The organism is Paenibacillus sp. MAHUQ-63 (assembly GCF_028765165.1).
GTDB lineage: Bacteria > Bacillota > Bacilli > Paenibacillales > NBRC-103111 > Paenibacillus_E.
This window is the reverse complement of sequence record NZ_JARADB010000003.1, coordinates 1,168,727-1,192,779: the sequence shown is the minus strand read 5'-3', so window position 1 is coordinate 1,192,779 and position 24,053 is coordinate 1,168,727. Positions and strand designations below refer to the sequence as shown.

General features: G+C 44.7%; 25 protein-coding genes. 19 read left to right on the top strand and 6 right to left on the bottom strand.

Annotated elements, in window-relative coordinates:
• Positions 1-326: 326 nt before the first annotated feature.
• A complete protein-coding gene (locus PUT07_RS21145) occupies positions 327-686 on the bottom strand; it encodes a winged helix-turn-helix transcriptional regulator (RefSeq protein ID WP_274470408.1) in 360 nt (119 codons plus the stop codon).
• Positions 687-820: 134 nt separating this feature from the next.
• Here PUT07_RS21145 and PUT07_RS21140 point away from each other — a divergent pair, with 134 nt between their 5' ends.
• The 4 genes from PUT07_RS21140 to PUT07_RS21125 all read left to right on the top strand — a co-directional run bounded on the left by PUT07_RS21140 (position 821) and on the right by PUT07_RS21125 (position 3,737).
• Positions 821-1,459, top strand: a complete 639-nt coding sequence (locus PUT07_RS21140; RefSeq protein WP_274470406.1) for an NAD(P)H-dependent oxidoreductase — start codon at positions 821-823, stop codon at positions 1,457-1,459.
• Between the two features lie 211 nt (positions 1,460-1,670).
• Positions 1,671-1,859 (top strand): SMI1/KNR4 family protein, encoded by a 189-nt coding sequence (locus PUT07_RS21135; protein WP_274470405.1) that lies wholly within the window; start codon positions 1,671-1,673, stop codon positions 1,857-1,859.
• Between the two features lie 551 nt (positions 1,860-2,410).
• The gene (locus PUT07_RS21130; RefSeq protein ID WP_274470403.1) at positions 2,411-3,151 is read left to right on the top strand and encodes a reverse transcriptase domain-containing protein; all 741 of its coding nucleotides are present in this window, start codon (positions 2,411-2,413) and stop codon (positions 3,149-3,151) included.
• Positions 3,054-3,737: a group II intron maturase-specific domain-containing protein gene (locus tag PUT07_RS21125; protein WP_274470402.1), complete on the top strand. Its 684-nt coding sequence runs from the start codon at positions 3,054-3,056 to the stop codon at positions 3,735-3,737. The genes PUT07_RS21130 and PUT07_RS21125 overlap by 98 nt, the downstream gene beginning before the upstream one ends.
• 129 nt (positions 3,738-3,866) lie before the next feature.
• Here the strand turns inward: PUT07_RS21125 and PUT07_RS21120 are convergent, their stop codons facing one another.
• The gene (locus PUT07_RS21120; protein ID WP_274470401.1) at positions 3,867-4,424 is read right to left on the bottom strand and encodes a TetR/AcrR family transcriptional regulator; all 558 of its coding nucleotides are present in this window, start codon (positions 4,422-4,424) and stop codon (positions 3,867-3,869) included.
• A gap of 164 nt (positions 4,425-4,588) precedes the next feature.
• Here PUT07_RS21120 and PUT07_RS21115 point away from each other — a divergent pair, with 164 nt between their 5' ends.
• A complete protein-coding gene (locus tag PUT07_RS21115) occupies positions 4,589-5,512 on the top strand; it encodes a ketopantoate reductase family protein (RefSeq protein WP_274470400.1) in 924 nt (307 codons plus the stop codon).
• A 769-nt stretch (positions 5,513-6,281) separates the two neighbouring features.
• Here the strand turns inward: PUT07_RS21115 and PUT07_RS21110 are convergent.
• Positions 6,282-6,488 carry a hypothetical protein gene (locus PUT07_RS21110; RefSeq protein ID WP_274470399.1) on the bottom strand — a complete coding sequence of 69 codons (207 nt, stop codon included), beginning with the start codon at positions 6,486-6,488 and terminating at the stop codon, positions 6,282-6,284.
• A gap of 95 nt (positions 6,489-6,583) precedes the next feature.
• Between PUT07_RS21110 and PUT07_RS21105 the strand changes: the two genes are divergently transcribed.
• The 7 genes from PUT07_RS21105 (at position 6,584) to PUT07_RS21075 (ending at position 11,545) form a co-directional block, all read left to right on the top strand.
• Positions 6,584-6,907: a hypothetical protein gene (locus tag PUT07_RS21105; RefSeq protein WP_274470397.1), complete on the top strand. Its 324-nt coding sequence runs from the start codon at positions 6,584-6,586 to the stop codon at positions 6,905-6,907.
• A 328-nt stretch (positions 6,908-7,235) separates the two neighbouring features.
• Positions 7,236-7,943, top strand: a complete 708-nt coding sequence (locus tag PUT07_RS21100; protein WP_274470396.1) for a phosphotransferase — start codon at positions 7,236-7,238, stop codon at positions 7,941-7,943.
• Positions 7,876-8,106 carry a hypothetical protein gene (locus PUT07_RS21095; RefSeq protein WP_338000771.1) on the top strand — a complete coding sequence of 77 codons (231 nt, stop codon included), beginning with the start codon at positions 7,876-7,878 and terminating at the stop codon, positions 8,104-8,106. The genes PUT07_RS21100 and PUT07_RS21095 overlap by 68 nt, the downstream gene beginning before the upstream one ends.
• Positions 8,107-8,389: 283 nt before the next feature.
• Positions 8,390-8,950, top strand: coding sequence for a TetR/AcrR family transcriptional regulator (locus PUT07_RS21090; protein ID WP_274470393.1), 561 nt, complete (start codon positions 8,390-8,392; stop codon positions 8,948-8,950).
• Between the two features lie 75 nt (positions 8,951-9,025).
• Entirely contained in the window at positions 9,026-9,772 is a 747-nt protein-coding gene (locus PUT07_RS21085; RefSeq protein ID WP_274470392.1) for a 3-oxoacyl-ACP reductase family protein, read from the top strand.
• Between the two features lie 379 nt (positions 9,773-10,151).
• Complete coding sequence (locus PUT07_RS21080; protein ID WP_274470918.1) at positions 10,152-10,541, top strand: MerR family transcriptional regulator; 390 nt, start codon at positions 10,152-10,154, stop codon at positions 10,539-10,541.
• Positions 10,541-11,545, top strand: a complete 1,005-nt coding sequence (locus PUT07_RS21075; RefSeq protein WP_379240386.1) for an oxidoreductase — start codon at positions 10,541-10,543, stop codon at positions 11,543-11,545. The genes PUT07_RS21080 and PUT07_RS21075 overlap by 1 nt, the downstream gene beginning before the upstream one ends.
• A gap of 321 nt (positions 11,546-11,866) precedes the next feature.
• Here PUT07_RS21075 and PUT07_RS21070 read toward each other — a convergent pair whose 3' ends face one another.
• Positions 11,867-12,706 carry an SDR family NAD(P)-dependent oxidoreductase gene (locus PUT07_RS21070; protein ID WP_274470390.1) on the bottom strand — a complete coding sequence of 280 codons (840 nt, stop codon included), beginning with the start codon at positions 12,704-12,706 and terminating at the stop codon, positions 11,867-11,869.
• Positions 12,707-12,843: 137 nt separating this feature from the next.
• Between PUT07_RS21070 and PUT07_RS21065 the strand changes: the two genes are divergently transcribed.
• A complete protein-coding gene (locus tag PUT07_RS21065; protein ID WP_274470389.1) occupies positions 12,844-13,752 on the top strand; it encodes a LysR family transcriptional regulator in 909 nt (302 codons plus the stop codon).
• A gap of 91 nt (positions 13,753-13,843) precedes the next feature.
• Complete coding sequence (locus tag PUT07_RS21060; RefSeq protein ID WP_274470388.1) at positions 13,844-14,320, top strand: DinB family protein; 477 nt, start codon at positions 13,844-13,846, stop codon at positions 14,318-14,320.
• A 48-nt stretch (positions 14,321-14,368) separates the two neighbouring features.
• Here the strand turns inward: PUT07_RS21060 and PUT07_RS21055 are convergent, their stop codons facing one another.
• Complete coding sequence (locus PUT07_RS21055) at positions 14,369-15,289, bottom strand: AraC family transcriptional regulator (protein ID WP_274470387.1); 921 nt, start codon at positions 15,287-15,289, stop codon at positions 14,369-14,371.
• A gap of 79 nt (positions 15,290-15,368) precedes the next feature.
• Positions 15,369-17,858 (bottom strand): alpha-mannosidase, encoded by a 2,490-nt coding sequence (locus PUT07_RS21050; protein WP_274470386.1) that lies wholly within the window; start codon positions 17,856-17,858, stop codon positions 15,369-15,371.
• Positions 17,859-18,231: 373 nt separating this feature from the next.
• Between PUT07_RS21050 and PUT07_RS21045 the strand changes: the two genes are divergently transcribed.
• The 5 genes from PUT07_RS21045 (at position 18,232) to PUT07_RS21025 (ending at position 23,990) form a co-directional block, all read left to right on the top strand.
• Positions 18,232-18,387 carry a hypothetical protein gene (locus PUT07_RS21045; protein WP_274470385.1) on the top strand — a complete coding sequence of 52 codons (156 nt, stop codon included), beginning with the start codon at positions 18,232-18,234 and terminating at the stop codon, positions 18,385-18,387.
• A gap of 206 nt (positions 18,388-18,593) precedes the next feature.
• On the top strand, positions 18,594-19,514 hold the full coding sequence (locus PUT07_RS21040; protein ID WP_274470384.1) for a dihydrodipicolinate synthase family protein: 921 nt from the start codon (positions 18,594-18,596) through the stop codon (positions 19,512-19,514).
• 69 nt (positions 19,515-19,583) lie between these two features.
• Positions 19,584-21,968 (top strand): alpha-glucuronidase family glycosyl hydrolase, encoded by a 2,385-nt coding sequence (locus tag PUT07_RS21035; protein WP_274470382.1) that lies wholly within the window; start codon positions 19,584-19,586, stop codon positions 21,966-21,968.
• A 226-nt stretch (positions 21,969-22,194) separates the two neighbouring features.
• Positions 22,195-23,121 carry an ABC transporter permease gene (locus PUT07_RS21030; protein WP_274470380.1) on the top strand — a complete coding sequence of 309 codons (927 nt, stop codon included), beginning with the start codon at positions 22,195-22,197 and terminating at the stop codon, positions 23,119-23,121.
• On the top strand, positions 23,115-23,990 hold the full coding sequence (locus PUT07_RS21025) for a carbohydrate ABC transporter permease (protein WP_274470378.1): 876 nt from the start codon (positions 23,115-23,117) through the stop codon (positions 23,988-23,990). Before PUT07_RS21030 ends, PUT07_RS21025 begins: the two co-directional genes overlap by 7 nt.
• The last annotated feature ends 63 nt before the right edge of the window (positions 23,991-24,053 follow it).

The following is a 24,053-nucleotide window of genomic DNA, read 5'->3' as shown; positions in this document are numbered from 1 at the left end:
TAGATTGATGAGGCCGATCGAAATCGGTATGTTAAGGTTTAGTATGAAGGTGACATGCGAAGAGACGGGAAAACCTCCATTTGTTATTGTTTACCGTTGCAAGTTCAATTTAAGTGCCGCTCTTCGCCTAAGGACACATGTAATTAGCTCCCCCCGCCAGTTAGATCAACCAGAAACTGAAATCAACTTCACTAAAAACGTCGGCGTGAAACGGTGACCGCGTTACGCTAACGGGCAGCATACTTCGAATTTATTGATCTTCTTTATGTTCTGGCAGGCCGTGGTGCTGTGACTCGGAGCAGAATGAAACGGACTAGCGTAACACGCTAGTCCGTTTCAGTTTGTTCATTTTTCTCCTTTTTGATATGCTTTCGCTCTACATGGGCCACTCCCCATTGATGTAAGGTTTCCAAAATCGGAGACAGGCTCATGCCGTATTCCGTGATGGAGTATTCTACTTTAGGCGGTATTTGCGGATAAATGACTCGTTTAACGATTTCTTCTTCTTCCAATTCGCGCAGATGGAGCGTAAGCATCCTTTGAGTGATATCGGGCAGCAATCTTCTTAGCTCATTGAACCGCAAAGGTTTACCTTGAAGCAAATGATAAAGGATAATCGGCTTCCATTTGCCGACGATCGAATCCAGCGCCACAACGAATTGACATTGGACAGGATTTTTTTGCATACGTAGGCCTCCAATACAGTACCTTTTTTAATACTATAGCACATTAATGTGCGTACTTAAAATAAGTAAGTATATATAATATGATTATCCTTGAAAGTATAATTATTCTAATTACAGAAGGGAAGTTTTGATTCATGGCAAGCGTATTGTACATCACCGCACACCCTCTCGATCCCCAATCATCGTATAGCCTCGCTGTAGGCAAAGAGTTTATCGAAGCGTACCGCGAGGCAAATCCGAAAGATGAAGTTGTTCATTTGGATCTCTACAAAGAGAATATTCCACAATTTGATGCTGATGTTTTAAGAGGTTGGGAAAAGCTTCGGTCGGGTTCATCTTTCGATCAACTGACTGATGCTGAGAAGTCAAAAGTGGCTCGTCTTGAGGCGGTTGTTGATCAATTCGTGGCTGCAGATAAGTATGTATATGTTTCCCCGATGTGGAATTTCATGATCCCACCGGTTTTGAAAGCATACACTGATGCGACTTCAATTCCGGGTAAGACTTTTAGATATACTGAAAACGGCCCTGAAGGTCTGTTGAACGGTAAGAAAGCCTTACACATTCAAGCTAGTGGTTCTGTTTATTCGGAAGGTCCTTTTGCTCCACTTGAAATGGGATACAACTATCTGAATAAGGTGTTACAGTTCTATGGGATTCAATCTATTGAGGCAATTTTTGTAGAAGGAACGGCATTAAAATCACAAGAGCAAGCTCCAGCTATTAAAGAAAAAGCAATTGCACATGCTAAGGAAGTTGCCAAACGTTTCTAATAGGGGGATCGTTCTCAAACCGGAATCCCTAAGAGCAAATCACCAAAAGTGAAGTAATGCTTCGAAACTGATTCCGGTTACTTTCGGGGAGCCCCCATTATCTACAGGAAACCAGGTTGCGTATATTTCCTAAAAATAAAAAGTCTGAGGCTGCCGGCAATGCACGGCAGCCTTTCGTTCACCTAACGGGAGTTTGGAGTCAGGAAAGTGAATGGGGACTACCGAAGAACTTATCATCATATCAGGCGATGGTCACTTGTGGATTGCTTTAGATTACCGCAATTGCAACGATGAACCTCCAGTAAAATATATTGAGAGTGATGGTGGATTCACTATTGAGCTGGCTAATAACTTCAACTCATTTCTAACGGGTTTATGTAATTGGGAATATGAAGATTAAAAGATTTATTTTTTGTGCTAACGGGGAACGATAGCTGAATAGTGCGCCTAGCAAAGCTAGGCACAACTAGTTGGTGAAAGTCCAACCGAGGTAGGGACCAAGCCACCTCGTAGCTAGCAGGCATCTGGTGGGGAGATCCTAAGGATGAAGCCCTGTGAAAACCCCCAACTGGGGTGAAGCAAAACTGCAGGCTGTAACATAAAGTGAATCCTGCCGCATCGACATATCGAACCCGAAGGGGACAAGAGGGAGCCGAACCCCGTATTCTACGGTGAAGGCCACGGAACGCGTGAAGAACTTGGAAAAGCAGCGCGGAAGAATCCTCCGGTGTATGGGGAACAGCATGTAGTAACAGTTGTGTCTGGAACTAGGGAGACCCTACCTCGCACGACAGCGTCGTAAAGCGCGAACCTATAAGCCCGGAGGGTGAAGTGGTAAGCGGCGAGAAGGGAGTCGGAGAGGGTGGTAGTACCTATGAACGCAGGACAACATAACCTGCGGGAGGAAAGCACCCTTACTTTGTTTATGGGTAACAATGGAGGTAAGAGCGAGTGAATGCAGTGAAATCTGCTAACTACACCAAAGTCAAAGTTCAAGAACTCCAAAGGACCCTCTACCTTGCGGCTAAGGCAAGTAACAAGCGCAGATTTCATGCTCTGTACGACAAAGTGTACCGGACAGATGTCATGTGGGAAGCATGGAAAAGGGTCAAAGCAAATCGAGGAAGCGCCGGTATCGACGGTGTGACTATTCAGCACATTGTACAGGAGTATGGAGAAGAGCGATTCGTGATGGAAGTACAACGCCAGCTAGTGGAAAACCTCTACCGTCCTAAGCCGGTTCGGAGGAAGGATATACCGAAGGGCGATGGTAAAACACGTCCGCTCGGAATACCCATCATTCAAGATAGACTGGTACAAATGGCAACGAAAATCGTCCTTGAGGCAATATTCGAGACGGATTTCAAGGATTGCTCGTTTGGGTTCCGACCGAAGCGAAGCGCGAAACAGGCGATCGAGCGAATACACAAGACAGTGAACTATGGGAGAGTGTACTGGGTGGTTGATGTAGACATCGCCGGTTACTTTAACAATATCCCACATGACAAATTGCTCAAACTCGTGGAACAACGGGTGAGTGACCGAAGAGTGTTGAAACTTATTCGACAGTGGTTGAAAGCCGGTGTCATGGAAGATGGACAGGTTCATAACACGGAGATCGGAAGCCCATCTCGATACGCTATGGGAAAAGCAATTTTCCCATATTGGTACATTGGTGCGATATGCGGATGATCTAGTTATCTTATGTAAAAATAAACCCCACGCTATGGAAGCCATTCAGGTGCTTAAGGCAGTTTTCAGGAAGCTGGAATTGACAATGAACACAGATAAGTCCAAGCTTGTTAACCTGTGGCTGGATAAAGAGGGATTCGACTTTCTCGGATTCCATCAACGCCGCATGCCGAAATTATTTAAGTCAGGGAAATTCTATGACCTGCGAAGTATTCCATCCAAAAAGGCGATGAAGAAGATGCGTGACAAAGTAAAGGAAGTAACAGCGCCACGTGCGCGACTTTACTGGTCGCCAAAGCAAATGGTAGACAAGCTCAATCCCATTATAGAAGGATGGAAGAACTATTATGGTAGTGTAGATCCTGGCATGTCGAACAAATTTCTATTAAAAGTGGACTGGCATATTATTCGTAGACTGACACTGTACTGGAACAAAAAGCACAAGCGAAACCAACTGCATCCGAGGAGGGTCGCCGAGGTATTTGTCCGTATGGGCTTGAAACAAGTAAGCGCTTGGGGCAGCTATACTGCCCAAGGTGAAGAACATCGGAAAGCCGTATGCGGGAAAACCGCTCGTACGGTTTGATGAGGGAGGACTGGGAAACCAGTCCCCTACTCTACAAGACACCGCGGCAGCCGGCCATAATGATCGGCTGCCTTTTCCACGCTAACGAGCAGGTTAGTTGCAACGACGATGTTATACTTGGATTAGTAATTAAGTTGACCATAGCTGCAGCCGTGCTTCCAGTATCTTAGTCATCTGTTCGACCATCTCTTCTGGCGTATACGGCATGGATTCGACGATCCACCACTCAATCAACCCCGTAACGGAAATGGATAAGAATTGCGCCATCACATCTCGATGGATACCTGTTTCAAGATTCATGTAGTTCACCACCACGGTAATATTTCCCTTAATGAACTGTGTCATACGATGTCTGAAAGTTGGAATGCCTTTGTTGGTCATCAACACGCGGTAGATCGATGCATGTTCCTTCAGATACGTGAACGCACGAATTAGCTGCTCCCGGGATAGTTCAGTGGCTACTCCTTCCTCCTGTAAACAGCTGTCAACAAGCATCATCAGATAAGTCTCCACGCTCTGTTCTAGCAGGTCATATTTGTCTGTGAAATGCAAATAGACTGTTCCGCGGTTGACATTGGCCCGATCCGCAATCCCTTGAATGGTGATCTTCTCAAAATCCTGCTCCTCCAACAACCCGATGAACGCTTGCATAATCATTTGTCTTGATCGCTCGATGCGTCGATCCATGTTTTTCCCCTCATTCTTGAACATATCCAGCTTTCGTTGTTCATTTCTCAACAAAAGCAGTTACGATTAGCCATTGCGCTTGCTTTAGTTCCAATGATACCTTGATTGTAGTACACAGGTGTTATATATTCAACATCTGTTAATTGCATGGGGAGGGGACTATATTGAACATACTTGTGTACGGAGCAGGTGTGCAGGGAAGCTATTTAGCGCACGTCCTAGTACGGGGCGGTCATGATGTGACCGTGTTGGCAAGAGGAAAGCGAGCGGAGGAACTGGAAAAGAAAGGAGTGGTCATCCGGCATTACTTTCAGCGCAAGACAACCTTCGATCCGGTTCGTGTGATTCGTACCCTTGAGCCGGGTGACTTGTATGACTTGATCTTCGTCATGATGAAATATTCGGACTTTGGGGCTGTGCTGTCGATCCTCGCGAACAACGATAGCCGCAATATTATACTGGTTGGCAACAATATGGATACCTATGCTATGCAGGACTATTTGAAGGTTGGACGGTCACCCAAGCAGGTCGCATTTGGATTCCAGACTACCGCTGGTACTCGTGCCGATGGGCAAGTCATTTGCATCCGTGGCGGCCACGGGCAGATGGTCATCGGGGGATTGAACGGCCCCATTCCGTTCCGCTCCCTGCTGGAGCAGGCATTCAAGCGAACCAAGTACAAGCTCAACTATCATGATCAGATCGATGCCTGGCTTAAAAATCACATGGTGTTAGTCGTGCCCATGAACATGGTCATTCTGTTCCATGGCTTCCAAATGAAACAGGTTGTTCGTGACGGCAAGAGATTGCGTCAGTTGGTGGCGGCTATGAGGGAGGGCTTTCACGTACTGGATTCATTGGGTTACCCGCTGACCCCGGTGGGTCAAGCATCTTGGATTATCAGGTATCCACGCTTAGTTCGCTGGGCCCTAATGCTTTTCTTCTTGCTCCCGGTTAGTCGGTTGATTGATGGGACGGATGTGGAGCTTAATGCGTTGAATTACACATTCGCCGAGTTGAGGACCAGGTCGGATGTGCCTATGCCGAACTGGGATGCTTTGGAGGCGGAGCGGATTATCCAATCGTAGTTGCTGCGATTTGCTCCCCCGCTATTGGAGGAGGAATCGAATAGATACAAGATGTTAATTAGAAAAAATTCGTGATGCTCAAAGAAAAGAAAAGAAAAGTATACCGATTCGAAGTCAGCCCCTAAAAAACACGATTTAACTATCGGGAACGTTAGTGGAAAGTTAAGGGAGCAGTTCGCCGCGGCCGGCAGCAGTTCTCTTCATTAAACTAAAGGGCAATATAGTAGAGCAAATCACATATGGTTTTTTTGAAGTGTTTCTTATGCTAAATTTGAACCGATTGCAGAAGGATAGAAAGGAGAAAGATTATGAATAGTAGGTTGCTTGAAGTATTTATATCTATTGTGCTTGGCTTCTTTTCAGGAATATTACTAAGTGGTAACGGGATACATATTGAAGAAAGCGGCATTCATATTTTACTCGGATGCATCTTCTGGATAAACGTCTTCATGTATTTAAGAAGTAAATAAACGTTGTTGAATTAACGAAAGAACGTTAGTTCAAGTGTACCCGTCATCTTTTGTCGTGCTATCACCAAAACAGTTTTATCTTTGAGCAATATATTAGGTTTTTTAATTTGGAATGCGCGATGGGGTGGTTTTTATATACTCCAATATTCAAGCGAAAATTTTAAGTGATGCTGAAATAAATTGAGTGCCTACCCACTTAAGATAAGAAACAAGCCCCTTATTATTGGGGGCTTGATGATAAGTAGCAAATTTTATATTATAGCGAATAGACTACTTTTCATGGAATTCAACAAATTCCTTTATTCATGCTCTTGCTCAGAAATATTTGTGGAACCAGTAGTCTGAGCTTGTGTAGCTTTAGCTGAGGTGGCTGCTTGATTACTAGCTGGTTGAGATTGTGATACTGCATTACTAGCTGAGGTGGCAGATTGATTACTAGCTGATTGAGACTGTGATACTGCATTACTAGCTTGATTATTTGCTTGATTTGATTGTTGGGTAGCCATTTGTGACTCCTTTTTAAATATTTATTTGAACTGGAAAACAGCACATATTTAATATTCACAACAAGTTACTCATTTATTATCATTTCCCATCATTTGTGTTGATTCAATGTTTAGCAACTTCGGCGGTAACGATTATAACTGAATGGAAAGAAAAGGCTTTTAGGCATATAGAATTAGGAAATGGATTAGAGCTTTGGAAAGAAGCAGGTATAATTTCGTTATTAAGAAGAAAGTTAGCTCTCAGTAACTTCAAGAAGAAATTGTTGCAAACAAAATGCATACTTGATACAAGTCCAATTAACGAAGAAGATCTCAGGGAAGACCGATTTGATCCGCAGAATCAAAATTATTATGTTTATGAAATCACTTTTTCTTCTGGTAAAAAGTTAGTTGGCAATACAGCACATAAGGAACAATGAGCAATGTTTTTTGAACAAAATCCATTGAAATAGAATAATCTTGAGAAAATAGTGTCCCAGAACTTAAAGCTTTACGAAATATAAGGGTTAGAATCAAACGTGAATATATGTCACATGCCTCGTTGAACTAACTGTGAAGATAACGTAATAAGCAAGGGGCTGGTCAAGTTCTGTTTATTGATAACAGCGCAGTGATTCAGGAACAAGCGGCTGTGAGGACTCGTTTATACGAGGGCTACGAACTAAAGAGGTGTTAGGGGGAACAACACGATCACATGATGCAGAACTCGAATTACAAACGTGAATGCGGACGAGGAGGAGTCGACTAATGGGTGAGAAGATGCACGACGACGAAATAGAAATTGATGAGGCTCTCGTTCGCCGACTACTTGTCGCCCAGTTTCCCCACTGGGCAGGACTGTCCCTGCGACGAATCGAGCCTGCTGGCACAGAGAACGCCGTCTTTAGGCTAGGCGACGAATTTTCTGTTCGGCTCTCGCGGCGGGAGGGGCCTTCGACACCAGATAGGCGCGAGTTTATTTGGCTGCCTAAGCTGGCGCCATTGGTTCCACTTGAAATCCCCGTACCTATCGCTCAGGGACAACCGAATATTGAATATCCGTGGTTTTGGGAGATCCATACGTGGGTTGAAGGCGAGACTGTACCGATAGAGGAGATTGATGCGATTCAGGTTGCGCGTGATCTTGCGGCGTTCGTTGGAACGCTGCAACAACTCGATCCATCGGGCGGGCCGCCGGGCCGCGGCATTCCTTTAGCTCAACTGGATGAGGAGTTCCGCTACTGGCTGGCGCGGTTCGATGGCGATCCCTCGGTGTCTGCTGTGTGGGAATCGGCGCTTGCTGCGCCTACGTGGAAAGGCCCGCCGGTTTGGCATCACGGTGATCTTGACGCGCGTAACTGGCTCGTGCGAAATAAAACGTATCACCGGTGTGATCGATTGGGCTACAATGGGCATTGGCGATCCTGCATGCGATGTCATGGTCGCTTGGAAGTTACACTCGCCGGCGGCCCGTGATGCGTTCCGTGAATATCTTCCGACGGACGACGCTACGTGGGCAAGAGCCCGCGGATGGGTCGTTTCTCAGGCAGTGGGCGTACTGGCTTACTACACGCCGGAAAACAATCCAGTTCTGTATCATGAGGCGAGATCCTGGCTCGATCTAGTACTATCAGAGTAATACTTGATTAAGAAAAGAATCAGTAACTTCTAACGCTCATTGAACTATCGAGGAACTATAGCTTAATAAAACACCGCGGCAGCCGGCCATGACGATCGGCTGCTTTTTCCACGCTAACGGGCAGAATAGTTCCAAATCGATGAATGAAAAAGTTTCTATTCGTTCAACTTAACGGAGAATATTACAATAGCGACTTGATACGCTTCAATTGGAACGATCGTTTCCTAAAGTATTGACAGTGAGTCTTATTTGAGATAGCATACGTAACAGGGGATGATGAGTAATGTCCAGACTAAAAACATTTCAGATAGAAGAGACAATCGATAAGGCAATTGATGTTTTTCGAGAAAAAGGTTACCAGGGTACATCCATGCAGGATTTGGTCAGTGCATTGTCTCTAAATCGGAGCAGCATATACCAGACATTCCGAAGTAAAGAAGACTTGTATTTAGTGGCACTTGATCGCTATGGGGAGAAAACGAGCGACATTACTGCCATCTTATATGAACCTGGTACTTGTAAAGAAGTGCTATTGAGGTTTTTCAATAAATTGTTTGAACATAATAGTGTTAGAACTTGCTTACTAATCTATGCATCCTTGGAAATGAGTGAGCATCCTGAAGTTCGAGCAAGAGTTAGTACGAATAACAACTTAAGAGAAAGAGCTTTCTTTCAATTACTTACACGCGGGCTTGCCAATGGCGAAATAAAAGGTAAACCCAATTTACGTGATCTTTCTCAATACCTTGTAAACGTTACGAATGGAATAACCATCACCTCCGCGTCTGCAGATCGAAAAACATTGGATACCATTTTAGAGACCTCCCTTTATTTTTTACGATAATTTTTTTTGTTCTGAATTGGAACGATCATTCCCCTAAGATCACATGTAAATCACATTAAAAGGAGACTAAATATCATGAATTCATATTTCTTAAATGGAAAAACGGCATTTGTTACGGGCGGTTCTCGCGGTATTGGGGCACAGATTGTTAAAAGGTTGGTTAAAGACGGCGCGGCTGTAGCGTTCACGTATGCCAATTCAGCTGAGAAAGCTGATGAATTGGTTAAGAGCATTGAGGCAAATGGTGGGAGAGCTCTGGCCATTAGAGCCAATAGTGAAAATGCCGACTCGGTGAAGTCAGCCGTTGCCGAAGCGATTAAAACTTTCGGTCATTTAAATATACTGGTTAATAATGCAGGGATCCTTGATGTTAAACCATATGACCAATTTACAATGGAAGAGTTCGACCGCACGGTTGCTGTTAATGTTAGAGCAGTTTTTGCTGCCGTTCAAGCAGCCGGTCCCCAAATGCAGAGTGGTGACAGAATCATTACGATAGGCAGTGTAAATGCTGACGTAAGCGGTTTTCCCGGAATGAGTTTATATAGCATGTCCAAAGCCGCAGTCGCCGCTATGACTCGCGGTCTTGCCAGGGATCTAGCACCGCAAGGGGTAACAGTTAATAATATTCAGCCTGGTCCGGTTGATACCGATATGAATCCTGCTGAAGGCTCTATGGCATCCATGTTAAAGAATATGATGGCTCTTGACCGCTATGGTACAGCAAATGACATCGCTAGCCTGGTTATGTTCTTATCCAGCCCGGAAGCAAGCTATATTACCGGTGCGTCGCTTGATATTAACGGAGGCTTTATGATTTAACCTTTGGAGGTAAGGGTATGCGTAGCTTACACTTATTTTTATTTTCGCTTTGAAAAGGATAGGATAAGGGAAAGCTGAACCATACCACAAGTAGGCGAAAATCAGATAAATAAAGATCAGGTCCAAGACACCCGCGTGTCCTGGACTTGATTTTTATCCAGCCTCCCGCCGCGTTTAACCCCTTTCCGCGAAATCAGGGTACTGTCCCTTGTCCCGCGAGCAACCCTTTGTGCTTTCCGATTGGTATGATTAATATTCAATTGGTGGCGGATAATTGGGCAACTGTAGTTTTTTAAAAATCGGCTTGACCTGGAGCATACTCCAGGGATTAAAGTTAGGATGAACAGCAACATTGTATCCTTGTTAGGAGGTCTTCAAACTGTTACCTGGACAGACCTTTACCATTGCCGAAGCCGCGGAAATGACCAGACTTAGTGTTGATACGCTTCGCTATTACGAGAAAATTGGACTGGTCACTTCTCCACAACGCGGTCCCGGCGGGCAACGAATGTACAGAAGTGAAGATGTGGGGAAGATCCAATTTGTTACTTATCTCAAGCGAACGAACATGCCACTTAAAAAAATCCTAGCCTACGTTCAATTCTATAACGAACAGGATGAAGACTCTTGCTATGCATTGCTCGATGAACATCGTGCGTCAATCGAGTGGCAGTTGACCGAACTGAACACAACACTTCAGTTGATCGAGTACAAGCTTGAACATTTTCAGGAAGTTAAAGACGGAAAAGAAAAGGAAGGTGCATTATGATGGATAAAGCAAATTTGGAAAGGAAACCTCAGTGGCCGCTCAATACCGGTTACGGACCGCGTACCACTGCAGAGGAAGTGATCGGTAATCTCGACTTGAATGGAAAAACGGCTATTGTCACGGGCGGTTATGCCGATCTCGGACTTGAAGTTTCCCGAGTGCTTGCCAAGGCTGGCGCTCGTATTATCGTCCCAGCGAGATCGCTGCAAAAAGCGGAAGCCGCTGTAGCATCTATTCCGGGAGTGGAACTGGCGGAATTGGATCTGGCTGATCCCGCCTCCATTGATCGGTTTGCCCATTCGTTCGTAAGATCTGGGCGTCCGTTGCACATCTTGGTGAACTGTGCCGGTATTATGGCTACTTCGGAGCAACGCGATGGTAGAGGGTACGAATTGCAGTTCGCCACAAACCATTTGGGACACTTTCAGCTTACGGCAAGGCTGTGGCCAGCGTTGGAACGTGCAAATGGCGCGCGTGTCGTCTCTGTTTCTTCAGGCGGACACCGATTGGGTGGCATCAACTTCGAAGATCCGAATTTTTGGAGCCAGCCCTACGATAAATGGAAGGCATACGGGCAATCGAAAACAGCGAATGCACTCTTTGCTCAAGAGTTGGATAAGAAGGGGGCCGCTCACCATGTACGGGCTTTCTCGGTTCACCCCGGCACCATTGTAACCGATCTGTCTCGCCATTTGTCCGATGACGAGATGAAGGCCATGGGGGCGCTTGACGAACTGGGACAGCGTACTTTTACTAAAATGACGTCAGATCATAAGACGATTCCTGAAGGAGCGGCCACGATCGTTTGGTGTGCCGTAAGTAAGCAGTTGTACGGCAAGGGGGGCGTTTATTGTCAGAATGTTGACATTGCTCCACCGGTGCCCAAGGACCGAATCCATGAGCCCGGCATACCCGGTGTATGCCCGTGGGCAATGGACATTCAAGCAGCCGAGCGGCTCTGGCAACTGAGTGAGAAACTGACGGGGGCCTCATTTCAAATCTGAATTGTCATTCTGAGCATCACGCGTCGGAGGATTGTAGATTTATCAAGGCATGCTTCGTCGCTTTAAACCCCTATTCCCGCTGTGAAGGACGCCTAATCAAGGTGTCCTTCATTTCACTCTATAGATGGCACGCTGAATCGTATCACATTTATGTGGTAAATCGTAGAAGGTTGATTAAGCTAACTGGTGCAAAAATAAGGGACAGATCGCCGCGATAGGCAGCTGTCCCTTGTTTCATTGAAGTAAAGGGCAGAAGAGTTGAATTGAAGTCTACGTATCGACTTAATTCCCCTGTTTCTTCACCTTCTGCTAATTCCAATTCTAACGATGGCTTATCGGTTTTCCTTGCGCTCCGTTCGATATAGCTTCCCATGTCTCCCAAGTGGCTAAACGATCGGCATAGGTTCCGCGCACCAACGGCAAGACCCCAGCGCCTACCGCAAACCGCAGAGGTGGGTCCTCGGCGTCTACGATTTGAAGAATCGCTTCAGCCGTCGCCTTCGGATCGCCTCGTTCTTCGGTCGATAAACGAATGGACACCCGATTTCGAAGTTCAGCGTAGGCTTCCAATGCCTGTGATGTCTTCATGGACAAGGGGCTTCCAAAGTCGGTAGCAAAGGCGCCCGGCTCGAGCAACGTGACCTTAATGCCGAAGCCCTTAACCTCTTGAGCGAGGCTATCGTGCAGTGCTTCGACGGCCCATTTGGAAGCGCAATAGAAGCCAATGAGCGGCGCCGCAACAATACCCATAGCGCTTGAGACGCCTAGAATGTGCCCGCTGCCCTGTAGTCGAAGCAGAGGTAGGGCAGCTTGGATGACACGAAGCGTGCCAAAGTAATTGGCGTCAAATAGTTCGCGGACGTCGGATTCGTCAGCCTCCTCAGTCGTGCCAACCAACGTGTAACCGGCATTGTTTAGGACGACGTCCAGCCTGCCGAAATGCGCGTGAGCCTGCTGAACGACAAGCTCGACCTGACGGGAATCCGTTACATCGAGCGCTAGGGGGAGAACAGCGTCTCCAAAACGTTCCTTAAGATCGACGATGCTTTCCGGTGTACGAGCGGTCGCGGCAACCTTATCCCCGCGAGAGAGTGCGGCCTCGGCCCAAATGCGCCCTAATCCGCGAGAGGCTCCTGTAATGAACCAGATTTTTTTTTCCATTGTATTCTCCTCCAATACAGATCCTGTGTGTAGTTTCGTTCCTCTCTAATGTTACGGCTTATTAGCTTGATACGGAATTTCAAATATGTTAGCATGGCATTAACTTATGGTTTATACAAAAGGAGAGTCTTTCCTGAATGATTGAGCAACTGAAGACTTTTGTTCAAGTGGCGGAGTCCGGAAGCTTCTCTAAGGCAGCTGAAAAGCTTTTTATTTCTTCAACCGCTGTGATGAAGCAAATGAATTTGTTGGAAAAGCAAGCCGGAGTCCCACTTTTTATCCGTACCAACCACGGTGTCAGGCTCACAAAAGCAGGAATATCTTTTATTAAAGATGCAGAATTTATGCTGCAGTATTTTCAAGAATCTCTTATCCGTATGCATCAGTCCGCACAGAACAATCGGCATATTGTTCGGGTGGGCACCTCTATGCTTAACCCCTGTAATGTTTTGATTGATTTGTGGAATGGAATTAGCAACCTATACCCGCAATTCGGAATAAACATCGTACATTTCGAAGATGACGCACATACACTCCCAACCACTTACCGCATGATTGGCCAATCACTCGATATCATTGCGGGGCCATTTCTTACAGATAACTTGAAGAATTACTACCGTTTGCTTGAACTTGGAAGTTATCGCGTTTGCTTTGCCGTATCTCGGCAACATAGGCTAGCTTCAAGAAAAACACTCTCTGTCAAAGATTTGCATGGGGAAAGATTGGCTGTAGTGAACGGTGGGGAAAGTGCCGTCATTCATGACATACGTGATTTCCTGAAAATGAATCATCCTCAAATACGAATTAAGGATGTTCCGCGTCTCTATGATCTTGATGTGTTTAATCGCTGCGAGGAAAGTAATACGGTTATGCTAACATTGGAGGCCTGGGCAGATATTCATCCATCCCTGGTGACGATCCCTAGTGATTTAGATTTCGAGGTTCCATATGGTTTGATATATCCATTACATCCATCCAAGGAAGTTGATCAATTCTTAGAAATCATAAAAGAAATGCCAGGTAATGTTATACCTAAGGTTGAGTGATGTCGAGGCGCACAGTGTACTAACGGGACACGATAGCTGTGCATGAACATTAACAGGCAACCGCATATCAATAAGAAGGAGTGACGAAAGTATGGTTCATGTAAAAGATATTTTATCCGATCAGTTATTAGCAAATGCTAATGACCCTAGTTGGTATCTACCATTTTCAGACGCAGTTAAAAATTTGTCAGAGGAAGTAGCGTTTTGGAAACCTAATGAAGATAGTAATAGTATCGCTGAGATTGTGCAGCATTTAATTTATTGGAATGAGACTTGGCAAACTAGGTACGAGAAATCTCATGTCAATGCTGTACCTTCCATAGGAAATAATAATAAAAGTTTTATAGTTCCCAAAGATCAAAATTTCACTGACTTAAAAGAACGATTATTAGAGGTTCTATTAAAATGGCAAGGTCTACTTACTGAAGAAAAAGTTGAAAGTGATGTGAATGGTTTCCCAATGGCTGCCAAGTGGTGGGAGATACTCGGAAATGTGTCAACTCATAATGCATATCACATTGGTCAAATCTGTTATATTCGAAAGCTACATAAGAGCTGGAAAGTCTAAACGACCCAGTTGAATTTACGTGGTCACGCATTTTTGATTATAAGTTCTTTATTTATGCCGTTCAAAATCAAACGGTGGGGTGATAGACGGGTCTATCTGTAGCTTAAATTGAGTTGGGGACATTAATGCATAGCGCCGGAACATATTGGAAAGGTAGAATTCATTTTTAAAGCCAACAGCCATGGCGATTTCTCTTAGGGATAGATTAGTTTCCTTAATTAATCTTTTTGTTTGTCGTATTCGGATAACGTTTAACTTTTCAATTAAAGTAAGTCCTGTTTCCCGTTTATACATCCTCGACAGGTTGCGATAGCTCACATGTAACGCATTGGCAACATCATGGACTTTAAATTCTGTGGCATAATATTTTTCTAGGTAGAGGTCTGTTTGTTGAACGAGAAGGAAATTCACATTATGTTTCAATTCAACTTTATTGGTTTGTTCGGGACGCCAGGCTTCATATATATTGCTGAGCCAATGGATTAAGGTAGCTTGTATGGTTGACATACTCATATCACGATTTAGTTTCAGCAGCGGTATGTTGTGCTCTGCGCCAAAAGCAATTGCTTTAGGTTGTGAAAAGCATCGAATCCACTCATTTCCGCAGCTGGTGGCTGCATGATTGGAATTAGCTTCAAGCAGTTGAAGCTGCCAGCGTAAGCAAAAGCCATCCTCCACTTCCTTAATTTCATGGTAGTGACCATGCATTTGGCCAGGTGGAATTAAGTAGGATTGACCTGCTTCAATACGGAAGGGAACACCGTTTAATGTCGTTATCGTGCTACCCTTCATGACATAATTAAACTCAAACCATGGATGGCGATGTTCTTCACAGGTCCAATCCGGTTCATGATAAGCGGGTAATGCATCTAGAAGCACAAATGACATATCGTTAAAGGTAATAGGCTGCATGATGCATTTTTGCAGAGCACGCAGCTGTTCTGCATAGCTTTCAATCAGAATAGACATAGGGACCGGATACTCCTTGAGGGAATTGGTTTATCTTTCTATTGTACCGCATCCCGGCAAGGTAATAGTACCCTATTGACTACATCTCTAATAAATTTAATTCCCTAACCGGCTGAGTCGCATCATCTGGGATCATAAAGGTTAAGATCTCGCATTTACCAAAGGTAGCTGTCCATCTGCGGTTTAAGAAAGGGATTTCAATTGTTGTATCTGTCTTGAAGCCAGAGGACTCATAGCAGCGCAGCACATAGCCATTGCCGTCCTCCGCTTTCTTGAATACTGTAGCTATGATTCCATCGTTGGAAATATGAATCCCGTCCATCTTTTGCGGCAGTGAACCGTGATGGTACGTTTCGATGATCGTGATTGGCGGTACATTGAGCTCATAGGCTTTCTTCACGATACTTGCCTCTTGCCATGTACCTTCATGGGGCACCATGGTGTATTTGAATTGTTGAATCCCTTGATCCATATATTCACATAAATCGTCCCGCGAACCATGATGGTAGCCAAAGTGGTCGGCAAAGATGGCTCCGCGTGCGACGGTCATACGAAGGATATGTTCATTGACATCATAGGCGTATTTACTGTCATTGAGCAATGCAAATCCGTATTGCGGTTTGCTCCCATCGGCATTAGCTTCGCTTATATCTACCCACTGCTGACCAGGCTTTTCCTCTCCATCTCCCGGTCTGACCATGTAACCATATGGAATTTCATAAGTTGCCTCAGGCTGTTGAGCGTTGATTGGAAATGCAAACTTAAGCATTTTATGCTTTTCCCGCCAGTCAAGCTGCACCTTTACTTCAATATCAGCACGGTCGTGATAAAGGAAGAAGTCTTGCTGCAGCACGGACTGATTATATCGACTGGTTATACGTATTCCTGCCCGCAGCGGGCCCTGCTCTAGAATTCGAAACCTCGCGTCGGTGAACTGACCTATGAGGTTTGGAAACGCTCGAAGTTCGTGGCTCCAGGTATCTGAATCGTATTCATCGATGATTTGGGCGACAACCCCTTTGACGTTGAAGATATCGAGTTCAAGGCGTTTGTCCCAAAGCTTGACGATGCTGCCGTTATGGGGATCAAATTCAACACGGATAAAGTCGTTTTCCAAAAGTGTGGAGCTTACTGTAAGTGCAGCAGTCTGCAGCGCCTTTTCCTGGGTTTTCTTTTTAGAAATCCAGTAAACGCGGTAACCCATAGCCGGGATACGGCCAATGAACATACTACCCCACTTGTCATTCTTTCCGTTTGTACGTGAAGCACGGATCGTTTGGCTCGCGATAGGTTTCTGAGTTTCATCCGTTATGCTTGTGAGCTCAGTTGTAAGATAAATCGGAGCATTTACTTCCCATGACAAGGGATTAAAGACAACTAGTGGGATGCCTAAATCCGCTTGCTCCCAGAGCATCCAATCGTTTTCTTTGCTTAATGACTTTACTTCGGGCAGCATCGTATCAATCGACCACGAAATTTTCTGCAGCGCTGCATTAAGCGCAACAGCTGATATATTCAGTGCTTCCCCATAGGATTCGCGTGAGTCCTCGTAAGCTTCTTTAATGCTGCAGCCGCCCATTATATCATGAAACTGGTTGAACATTACAAGCTGCCAGGCGTGTTGAAGTTTTTCTTGCGGGTAAGGGAGAGCAAGGATATGATGGGTCAACGCTGAGAATTTTTCTGCTGTCAATAAGCGGTGCTCTGCCTTGCGGTTGTAAGCTTTCGTTTCTGAATGGGCTGAATAACAGCCTATGGCGTGCAACTGCAGATCCTCTTTCAGAGTAGGGATATCCAAATTCTGCTGCTCTACGTCAGCAAAGAATGCGTTCGGGGAACTGAACACGAGTTTGTCCTCTCCGTACTTCTTCTGCAGTTCTTCCAATTTAAGAAGTGCGGCAATTGTCGGACCGCCTCCATGGTTTCCTACACCATAGAAAGACATAACAGGATTCCCTTCATTCTCAGACAAATCCATATGCTTAAGGATTCGTTCTTCCATTCGCAATGGCCCTTGGTCTGTATAGCCGGTCGGCAAGCGGAACGTCATAACGCGAGTGCCATCCTCGCTTTCCCACCAGAAAAGACTATTCACGAGATCTTTCTCTTTTATATTCGGGCGCTGAAACACATAGTAATCAAGCCCGCTTTTTTTCAAAATTTGCGGCAGCATGCCATGATGGCCGAAAGAATCGACATTATAGCCAACATTGGCCATGACGCCGAATTTTTCAAGGAAGTATCTTTGACTGTACAGGCCTTGTCTGGCAAACGATTCTCCAGAAGGAAGATTGCAATCGGGTTGAATCCACCAGCCTCCGACGATGACCCATCTGCCTTCAGCAACACGCTGCTGGATTTCCGTAAACATTTCAGGCGCATTTTCCTCAATCCACTGATAATAGGCTGCGCAAGCACAGGTAAAGATGAAATCAGGGAATTCCTTGATTCTATCAAGTGCAGACCGGAAGGTTGCCTTAATCTCTGCATAACCTTCCTGCCATTGCCATAGCCACACAGGATCCAAATGAGCGTTTCCGATAAGATGTAATTGTGTCTTCTTTTCCAATAATTACCCCTACTCTCCTCAGTTTGTTTTATCGCGTCTTTTCATTTTCAATGTAACGGATTTGGAGATTGATAAGAATGTGAAATAATGACTTTCGTTTATAAAATTATGCCAACTGTATTTTGTTTAGATCCTCCATTAACACCCATTTGGTTGATAATTGACCATATTTCTACATGAATCCTATCTAACCTCTGTTTTTATATGAAATGTAAGCGCACTCAATGCCATTAACAAAGCTTCGGACAAGAAATAGACTTTGTCATGAAGTTTCTAAAAAAGACAACTTGAAAGGGTGAAAAAGGTGGAAATTGTAATATTAGATGGACATACCCTGAATCCAGGAGACTTAAGCCGGGAGGAACTGCAGGTAATGGGGGAGGTTACGGTATATGAACGAACTCCCGCAGAGTTAATCGTGGAACGATCAAAAGGTGCGGATGTCCTGTTCACGAATAAAACGCCACTTTCATCAGATACGATTGACCAGCTTCCTGATCTTCGTTATATCGGTGTACTATTCCAATAAAAAGCTATTACACGCCAGTAACAGGCGAGGTGTAATAGCTTTTTTTTCAAGATGTGGACGTATTCATAAATGATACAAGGTGGAGAAATGAAACAAAGCCAAGAGAGGAGCTAAAATGAAACGAACAATACGAAAGTGGGTGTTAATTTAGCGCGAAAGAAGTGTTATATTTTGAAAAATGTTAATGAAATTAGGAGGTGAAAGCGATGGGGAAAGAGATTATTAATGGTGTCTGGAGCACGATGATTACGCCTTTCAATGAAAAGAATGAAATTGACTATCCTGCCTTAGGGGATTTGGTGGAATGGTATATCGCTCATGGAGTAGACGGATTGTTCGCCGTTTGTTTATCAAGTGAAATGTTCTATTTATCGCGGCAGGAAAGAAGTGAATTGACCCAATTTATTGTAGACAAAGCATCGGGCCGGCTACCGGTTATAGCATCGGGGCACGTTTCTGATTCTCATGAAGAGCAGGTAGAGGAAATTCTTGCGATCGCCGCTGCCGGAGCGGATGCCGTCGTCCTGGTTACTAACCGGTTAGCTCGGGAAGATGAATCTGATCATGTTTGGAAAGCTAATCTGGAACGATTGCTCGAGAAGCTGCCTCGAGACATTTCACTCGGTTTCTATGAATGCCCTTATCCATATAAAAGGGAGCTCTCACCAGCTTTGCTGGAATGGTGCGCAGGGACAGAACGGTTTCTGTTTCTGAAAGACACCAGCTGTTCACTTCCTCTAATCAAGGCCAAATTGAAAGCGGTAGAAGGAAGTCAACTTAAAATTTTTAATGCGAATGCAACAACGCTGCTTGATTCGTTAAAGGCAGGAGCTGCAGGCTTTAGCGGGATCATGGCTAACTTTCATCCAGAACTTTACGTCTGGCTGTGCCGTAATTGGTTTACCCAGCCTGTAGAAGCGCAAAGGTTGATGAACTTTATCGGAATGGCCTCTTCGCATGAAGGACAGCCTTATCCGATTAATGCCAAATATTTCATGAGCTTGGATGGTGTTGGTATTGGACTTTATTCACGCTCAAGGAAGTTTGAGGACCTCAACGAGACCGGAAAGCAAATGGTCGAGCAGTTTTATGCAGTGTCCAAAGAATACTCCGAACAGTACAAATAGTTTTGTGAAGGAAGATCACGGATTTAACTAAATTAGATAATAAAATGAATATGAACGGAGTTGTCTCCAATGACATATTTGAATTTGATACAAGCCACTGTCGTATATGCCAAGGATGCTGAGGGTGCGGAAGCTAAGGCGGTCGATGTCCTGATTGAAGAATTAGCCAAACGAACGGGAATTATGCTGAAGCGCTCTCACAGTTACCCGGATGGAAACGTTCCATATATTGCAATCGGGACGCTTGAATCGTTTGATCGAATAGGTCCGATCCAGCTTCATGAGGGCATTCCTGCTCTATCACCGGAAGGGTATGCTCTGAGAACAGTGTCTGAAGCTACACTCCAAGCTGTTTTCGTTATCGGTGCAGATGCCCGTGGCGTTCTCTACGGTACGGGAAAACTTTTGCGTTCATTGCACTGGGGAGACAATGTCATACAGCTGGATAGTGAGCTCAACCTAAGCCAAGCTCCCAGCTTTCCAATCCGAGGACATCAGCTTGGGTACAGACCTAAGAACAATGCCTATGATGCCTGGAATGTGGAGCAGTTTGACCAATATATCCGAGATTTAGCCATTTTCGGCGCCAACAGCATTGAAATAATGCCGCCTAGAACCGATGATGACGCCAGAGGGCCAGTGATGAAGGTCGAACCGATGGAAATGATGATTCGGCTATCGGAAGTCATTCATTCTTATGGTCTCGACACATGGATCTGGTACCCAAACCTCGGAAAGGATTTCTCGGATCCGAAAATAGTTGAAGCGGAATTGGCCGAACGCGAACAAATATTCAGCAAGGTTCCCCATATTCAACACGTCTTCATTCCGGGTAGTGATCCTGGCGATTTGGATCCTGAACCGCTGTTCGTCTGGTGCGAAAAAGTTGCGGAACTTCTGCACACCTATCACCCGGATGCTCAGATTTGGTTATCATCGCAGGTCATGAATGCGGATCCTTCCGCATGGAAGAAGGAGTTCTATGAGCAACTGAGCAAGGAGCCGGATTGGCTTGGCGGCATCGTGTTTGGCCCTCATGTGGATGAAACTCTGCCCGAGTTAAGGAAGATCGTTCCGCAGAAATATCCGATTCGCCGTTATGAAGACATCACGCATAATTTCCATTGTCAATATCCAGTAACTGATTGGGATTTGCCATTTGCACTAACCCTAGGCAGGGAAAGCACGAATCCGCGTCCTTTGGCACAAAAACAAATCCATAATGTATTCGCCTCTTACGCTGTAGGCAATATTTCATATTCGGAAGGCATTAATGACGATGTGAACAAATTCGTATGGAGCGATCAGGATTGGAATCCACAGATACCGGTGGTAGAAACGTTACGAGATTACGGCAGGTGGTTTATCGGCTATGAGCAAGCGGATGGAGTAGCACAAGGACTGCTGGCACTGGAGGACAACTGGGTTGGTCCACTCCTGGCGAACGGAGGAGTGGAAGTGACCTTGCTGCAGTGGCAGCAAATGGAAAGGGAAGCACCCCAGAACGTACTGAACAATTACCGTTTTCAGATGGGATTGCTTCGGGCTTACTACGATGCGTACACAAAGCGTAGACTTGTCTATGAAACTGAGCTGGAATATAGAGCCATGGATGCGTTGCGGGAAGTGGAGCTAACGGGAGCATTGGATGCTGCGAACCAGGTTGAACAAATCCTTGCCCGGGCTGTATCCGAACCCGTTGCACAGGATTATCGCAGAAGATGCGATGAATTGGCAGACCGCTTATTTGAGAATATTGGGTATCAGCTTACTGTGACACGGCATTTCGCGATTGCTCAGGATCGCGGTGCATTCATAGATGCAATCAACTATCCCTTGAACGATTCCCGTTGGCTGCGCATCCGATGCGCCATGATCCATGAGGCGAAGGATGAAGCAGCGCGATTGGCGATTATTGATGATATTCTGAATCGGACGAATCCCGGACCTGGTGGCTTTTATGATAATTTGGGATCGTACCGCAGCAACCGCCGTATCGATCCGGGGCAGGGTTGGTCCAACGATCCCGGTTATTTGGCCTCGCCAAGAACCGCTCATGCCGTTTATTTACTAGCACCCGGTCGTGCAGAGGAAATAGAAAAGGAGCTTGGCGGCATACCATTAGCTTGGATCAATCATGTGAATGTGATGCTCGACACCCCGATCATCATCCGTTATGAGAACCTTGACCCATCGGCAGATTATCAATTGAAAGTGGCCTATGTGGGGGAAATTGGGGTGGAAGCGCACAAAGCTGTTCAAGTGAAATTGACAGCGAATGATTCCTTCATCGTTTATGAGAATCTGCCAGTAAATGGATCAACAGTTACTATTCATGAATCATATATCCCAAAAGAGATAATAAGCAAGGGGAAACTGAAGCTAAACTTCCTCCGTGTTAAAGGCACCAAACGGATGAATATTGGAGAGATTTGGCTAACCCCTATAAAGTAAACGACAACTTAAAAAAAGCTATTTACACTTCATATATAGGCGAGTGAAATAGCTTTTTTTTGCAAAATGGGAGGTAGCCATAAATGATACAAGGTGGAAAAATGAAACATAAACAATACAGGAGGCAAAATGAAACGAAAAGTGCGAAAGTGGGTGTTAATTTAATGCTAAGGAAGTGATATATTTTGAAAACGCTAACTTTTTTTAAAAAAGGAGGAGATCTGATTTGAATTTTCATAACACAGCCGTTGGCAAAACAATGAGAAAAAGGATCGCGGAAAACAAGTATTTATACATTATGATGTTTTTACCCGTTGTTTACTTTATCCTGTTCAAGTACGTTCCGATGCTTGGCATTGTGATAGCATTCCAAGATTATAATTTTGTGAAAGGCATCTTTCATAGCGAGTGGGTTGGTTTCGCAAATTTTCGCGAATTTTTAACTGACTCTTATTTTTGGAAACTTGTACGGAATACAGTTGTGATCAATCTATATATGCTCATTTTTGCTTTCCCTGCTCCAATTATACTAGCTCTAGTCATAAACGAAATCAAATTTCTACGGTTTAAAAAACTCGTACAAACAATCAGTTATCTCCCGCATTTTTTATCAACTGTCATTGTATGCGGTATGGTCGTTAATTTAATGTCCAATGGAGGATTAATCAATCAGCTGTTAGGGAGCTTTGGAAAAGAACCTATCCCATTTTTGATGGATGCGAGTTGGTTTCGCAGTATTTATGTAAGCTCGGAAATCTGGCAGGGCATAGGTTGGGGCTCGATCATTTATTTAGCTGCCCTTACTTCTGTTGACCCCCAGCAGTACGAGGCTGCTAAGATGGATGGAGCCAATCGTTGGCAGCAAATTTGGAACATTACAATTCCTGGGATCATTCCTGTTGTGACAATTATGTTTCTACTTAGCTTGGGGAACATTATGACAATCGGCTTTGAAAAAATACTGCTCTTATATACCGGACCTACCTATGAAACAGCAGATGTGATTTCTACCTATGTATATAGACGCGGATTGCTTTCCAGCGACTTCAGTTATGGTACAGCGGTTGAACTTTTCCAATCGGTAATCGCCTTAGTATTTATTACTTCAGCGAACAAAATTTCCCGAAAAGTCGGTGAAACCAGTTTATGGTAATTCGGAAAATAGAATTCGGTTCTTTTTGTTTTAATGCCATCATTTATTTGATGATAATCATCATGCTTTTCACCTTTTTATATCCCCTATATTATGTCGTTATCGTATCTCTCAGTGATGGGCTTAGCGTCATGAGGGGAGATATCAGGTGGTTACCCATCGGAATCAACTTTGAAGCCTACCGCGCCGTACTGGACAATCCTTTGGTCCTTCGTGCCTATGGTAATACGATCTTATACACTGTAGTCGGAACTTTCATCAATGTAATGATGACCGCACTATGCGCCTACCCCTTATCCCGAAACCGGTTTTATGGAAGAAATGTTTTTACCGTATTCATTATTATTACCATGTTATTCCACGGAGGTTTGATCCCCAATTATCTCGTTGTTTATCGTTTGCATATGTTGAATTCCATCTGGGCGATCGTAATTCCTGCGGCAATCAATGTTTGGAACATGATCATCATGAGAACGTTCTTTCAGAACATCCCGAACGAGATTTACGAGTCGGCTCATATGGATGGTGCGCACGATATGAAGATCTTCTTGCGAATCGTACTTCCGCTTTCCATGCCGGTCATCGCAACCATGTGCATGTTTTATGCAGTTGCCCATTGGAACAGCTTCTTTCCGGCAACGCTTTACCTGAGTGACTCTAAACTGTATCCTATCCAGGTTATTGTGCGCAATTATGTGATTGACGGGCTGGTCAGTAGCGGCAGCAATGCTGAGAGTGATTCGAAAACGATCGTGACCAGCATGAAATATGCATTTATTTTTATTACTCTTCTACCGATTCTTGCTGTATATCCGTTTATTCAAAAATATTTTGTCAAAGGCGTTATGGTTGGATCGCTAAAAGGATAGTTTTTTAGCCTTGAAAGGAGTGATGGCGCTTCATTAATAAAGGGGATTTTAGGAAATTGAAAG

Excerpts from the sequence above, each read along its gene's own strand:
- PUT07_RS21145 (WP_274470408.1), bottom strand. The coding sequence starts at position 686 with ATGCAAAAAAATCCTGTCCAATGTCAATTCGTTGTGGCGCTGGATTCG.
- PUT07_RS21140 (WP_274470406.1), top strand. The coding sequence starts at position 821 with ATGGCAAGCGTATTGTACATCACCGCACACCCTCTCGATCCCCAATCA.
- PUT07_RS21135 (WP_274470405.1), top strand. The coding sequence starts at position 1,671 with ATGGGGACTACCGAAGAACTTATCATCATATCAGGCGATGGTCACTTG.
- PUT07_RS21125 (WP_274470402.1), top strand. The coding sequence starts at position 3,054 with ATGGACAGGTTCATAACACGGAGATCGGAAGCCCATCTCGATACGCTA.
- PUT07_RS21120 (WP_274470401.1), bottom strand. The coding sequence starts at position 4,424 with ATGGATCGACGCATCGAGCGATCAAGACAAATGATTATGCAAGCGTTC.
- PUT07_RS21110 (WP_274470399.1), bottom strand. The coding sequence starts at position 6,488 with ATGGCTACCCAACAATCAAATCAAGCAAATAATCAAGCTAGTAATGCA.
- PUT07_RS21100 (WP_274470396.1), top strand. The coding sequence starts at position 7,236 with ATGGGTGAGAAGATGCACGACGACGAAATAGAAATTGATGAGGCTCTC.
- PUT07_RS21095 (WP_338000771.1), top strand. The coding sequence starts at position 7,876 with ATGGGCATTGGCGATCCTGCATGCGATGTCATGGTCGCTTGGAAGTTA.
- PUT07_RS21090 (WP_274470393.1), top strand. The coding sequence starts at position 8,390 with ATGTCCAGACTAAAAACATTTCAGATAGAAGAGACAATCGATAAGGCA.
- PUT07_RS21085 (WP_274470392.1), top strand. The coding sequence starts at position 9,026 with ATGAATTCATATTTCTTAAATGGAAAAACGGCATTTGTTACGGGCGGT.
- PUT07_RS21075 (WP_379240386.1), top strand. The coding sequence starts at position 10,541 with ATGGATAAAGCAAATTTGGAAAGGAAACCTCAGTGGCCGCTCAATACC.
- PUT07_RS21070 (WP_274470390.1), bottom strand. The coding sequence starts at position 12,706 with ATGGAAAAAAAAATCTGGTTCATTACAGGAGCCTCTCGCGGATTAGGG.
- PUT07_RS21065 (WP_274470389.1), top strand. The coding sequence starts at position 12,844 with ATGATTGAGCAACTGAAGACTTTTGTTCAAGTGGCGGAGTCCGGAAGC.
- PUT07_RS21060 (WP_274470388.1), top strand. The coding sequence starts at position 13,844 with ATGGTTCATGTAAAAGATATTTTATCCGATCAGTTATTAGCAAATGCT.
- PUT07_RS21055 (WP_274470387.1), bottom strand. The coding sequence starts at position 15,289 with ATGTCTATTCTGATTGAAAGCTATGCAGAACAGCTGCGTGCTCTGCAA.
- PUT07_RS21045 (WP_274470385.1), top strand. The coding sequence starts at position 18,232 with ATGGGGGAGGTTACGGTATATGAACGAACTCCCGCAGAGTTAATCGTG.
- PUT07_RS21040 (WP_274470384.1), top strand. The coding sequence starts at position 18,594 with ATGGGGAAAGAGATTATTAATGGTGTCTGGAGCACGATGATTACGCCT.
- PUT07_RS21035 (WP_274470382.1), top strand. The coding sequence starts at position 19,584 with ATGACATATTTGAATTTGATACAAGCCACTGTCGTATATGCCAAGGAT.
- PUT07_RS21025 (WP_274470378.1), top strand. The coding sequence starts at position 23,115 with ATGGTAATTCGGAAAATAGAATTCGGTTCTTTTTGTTTTAATGCCATC.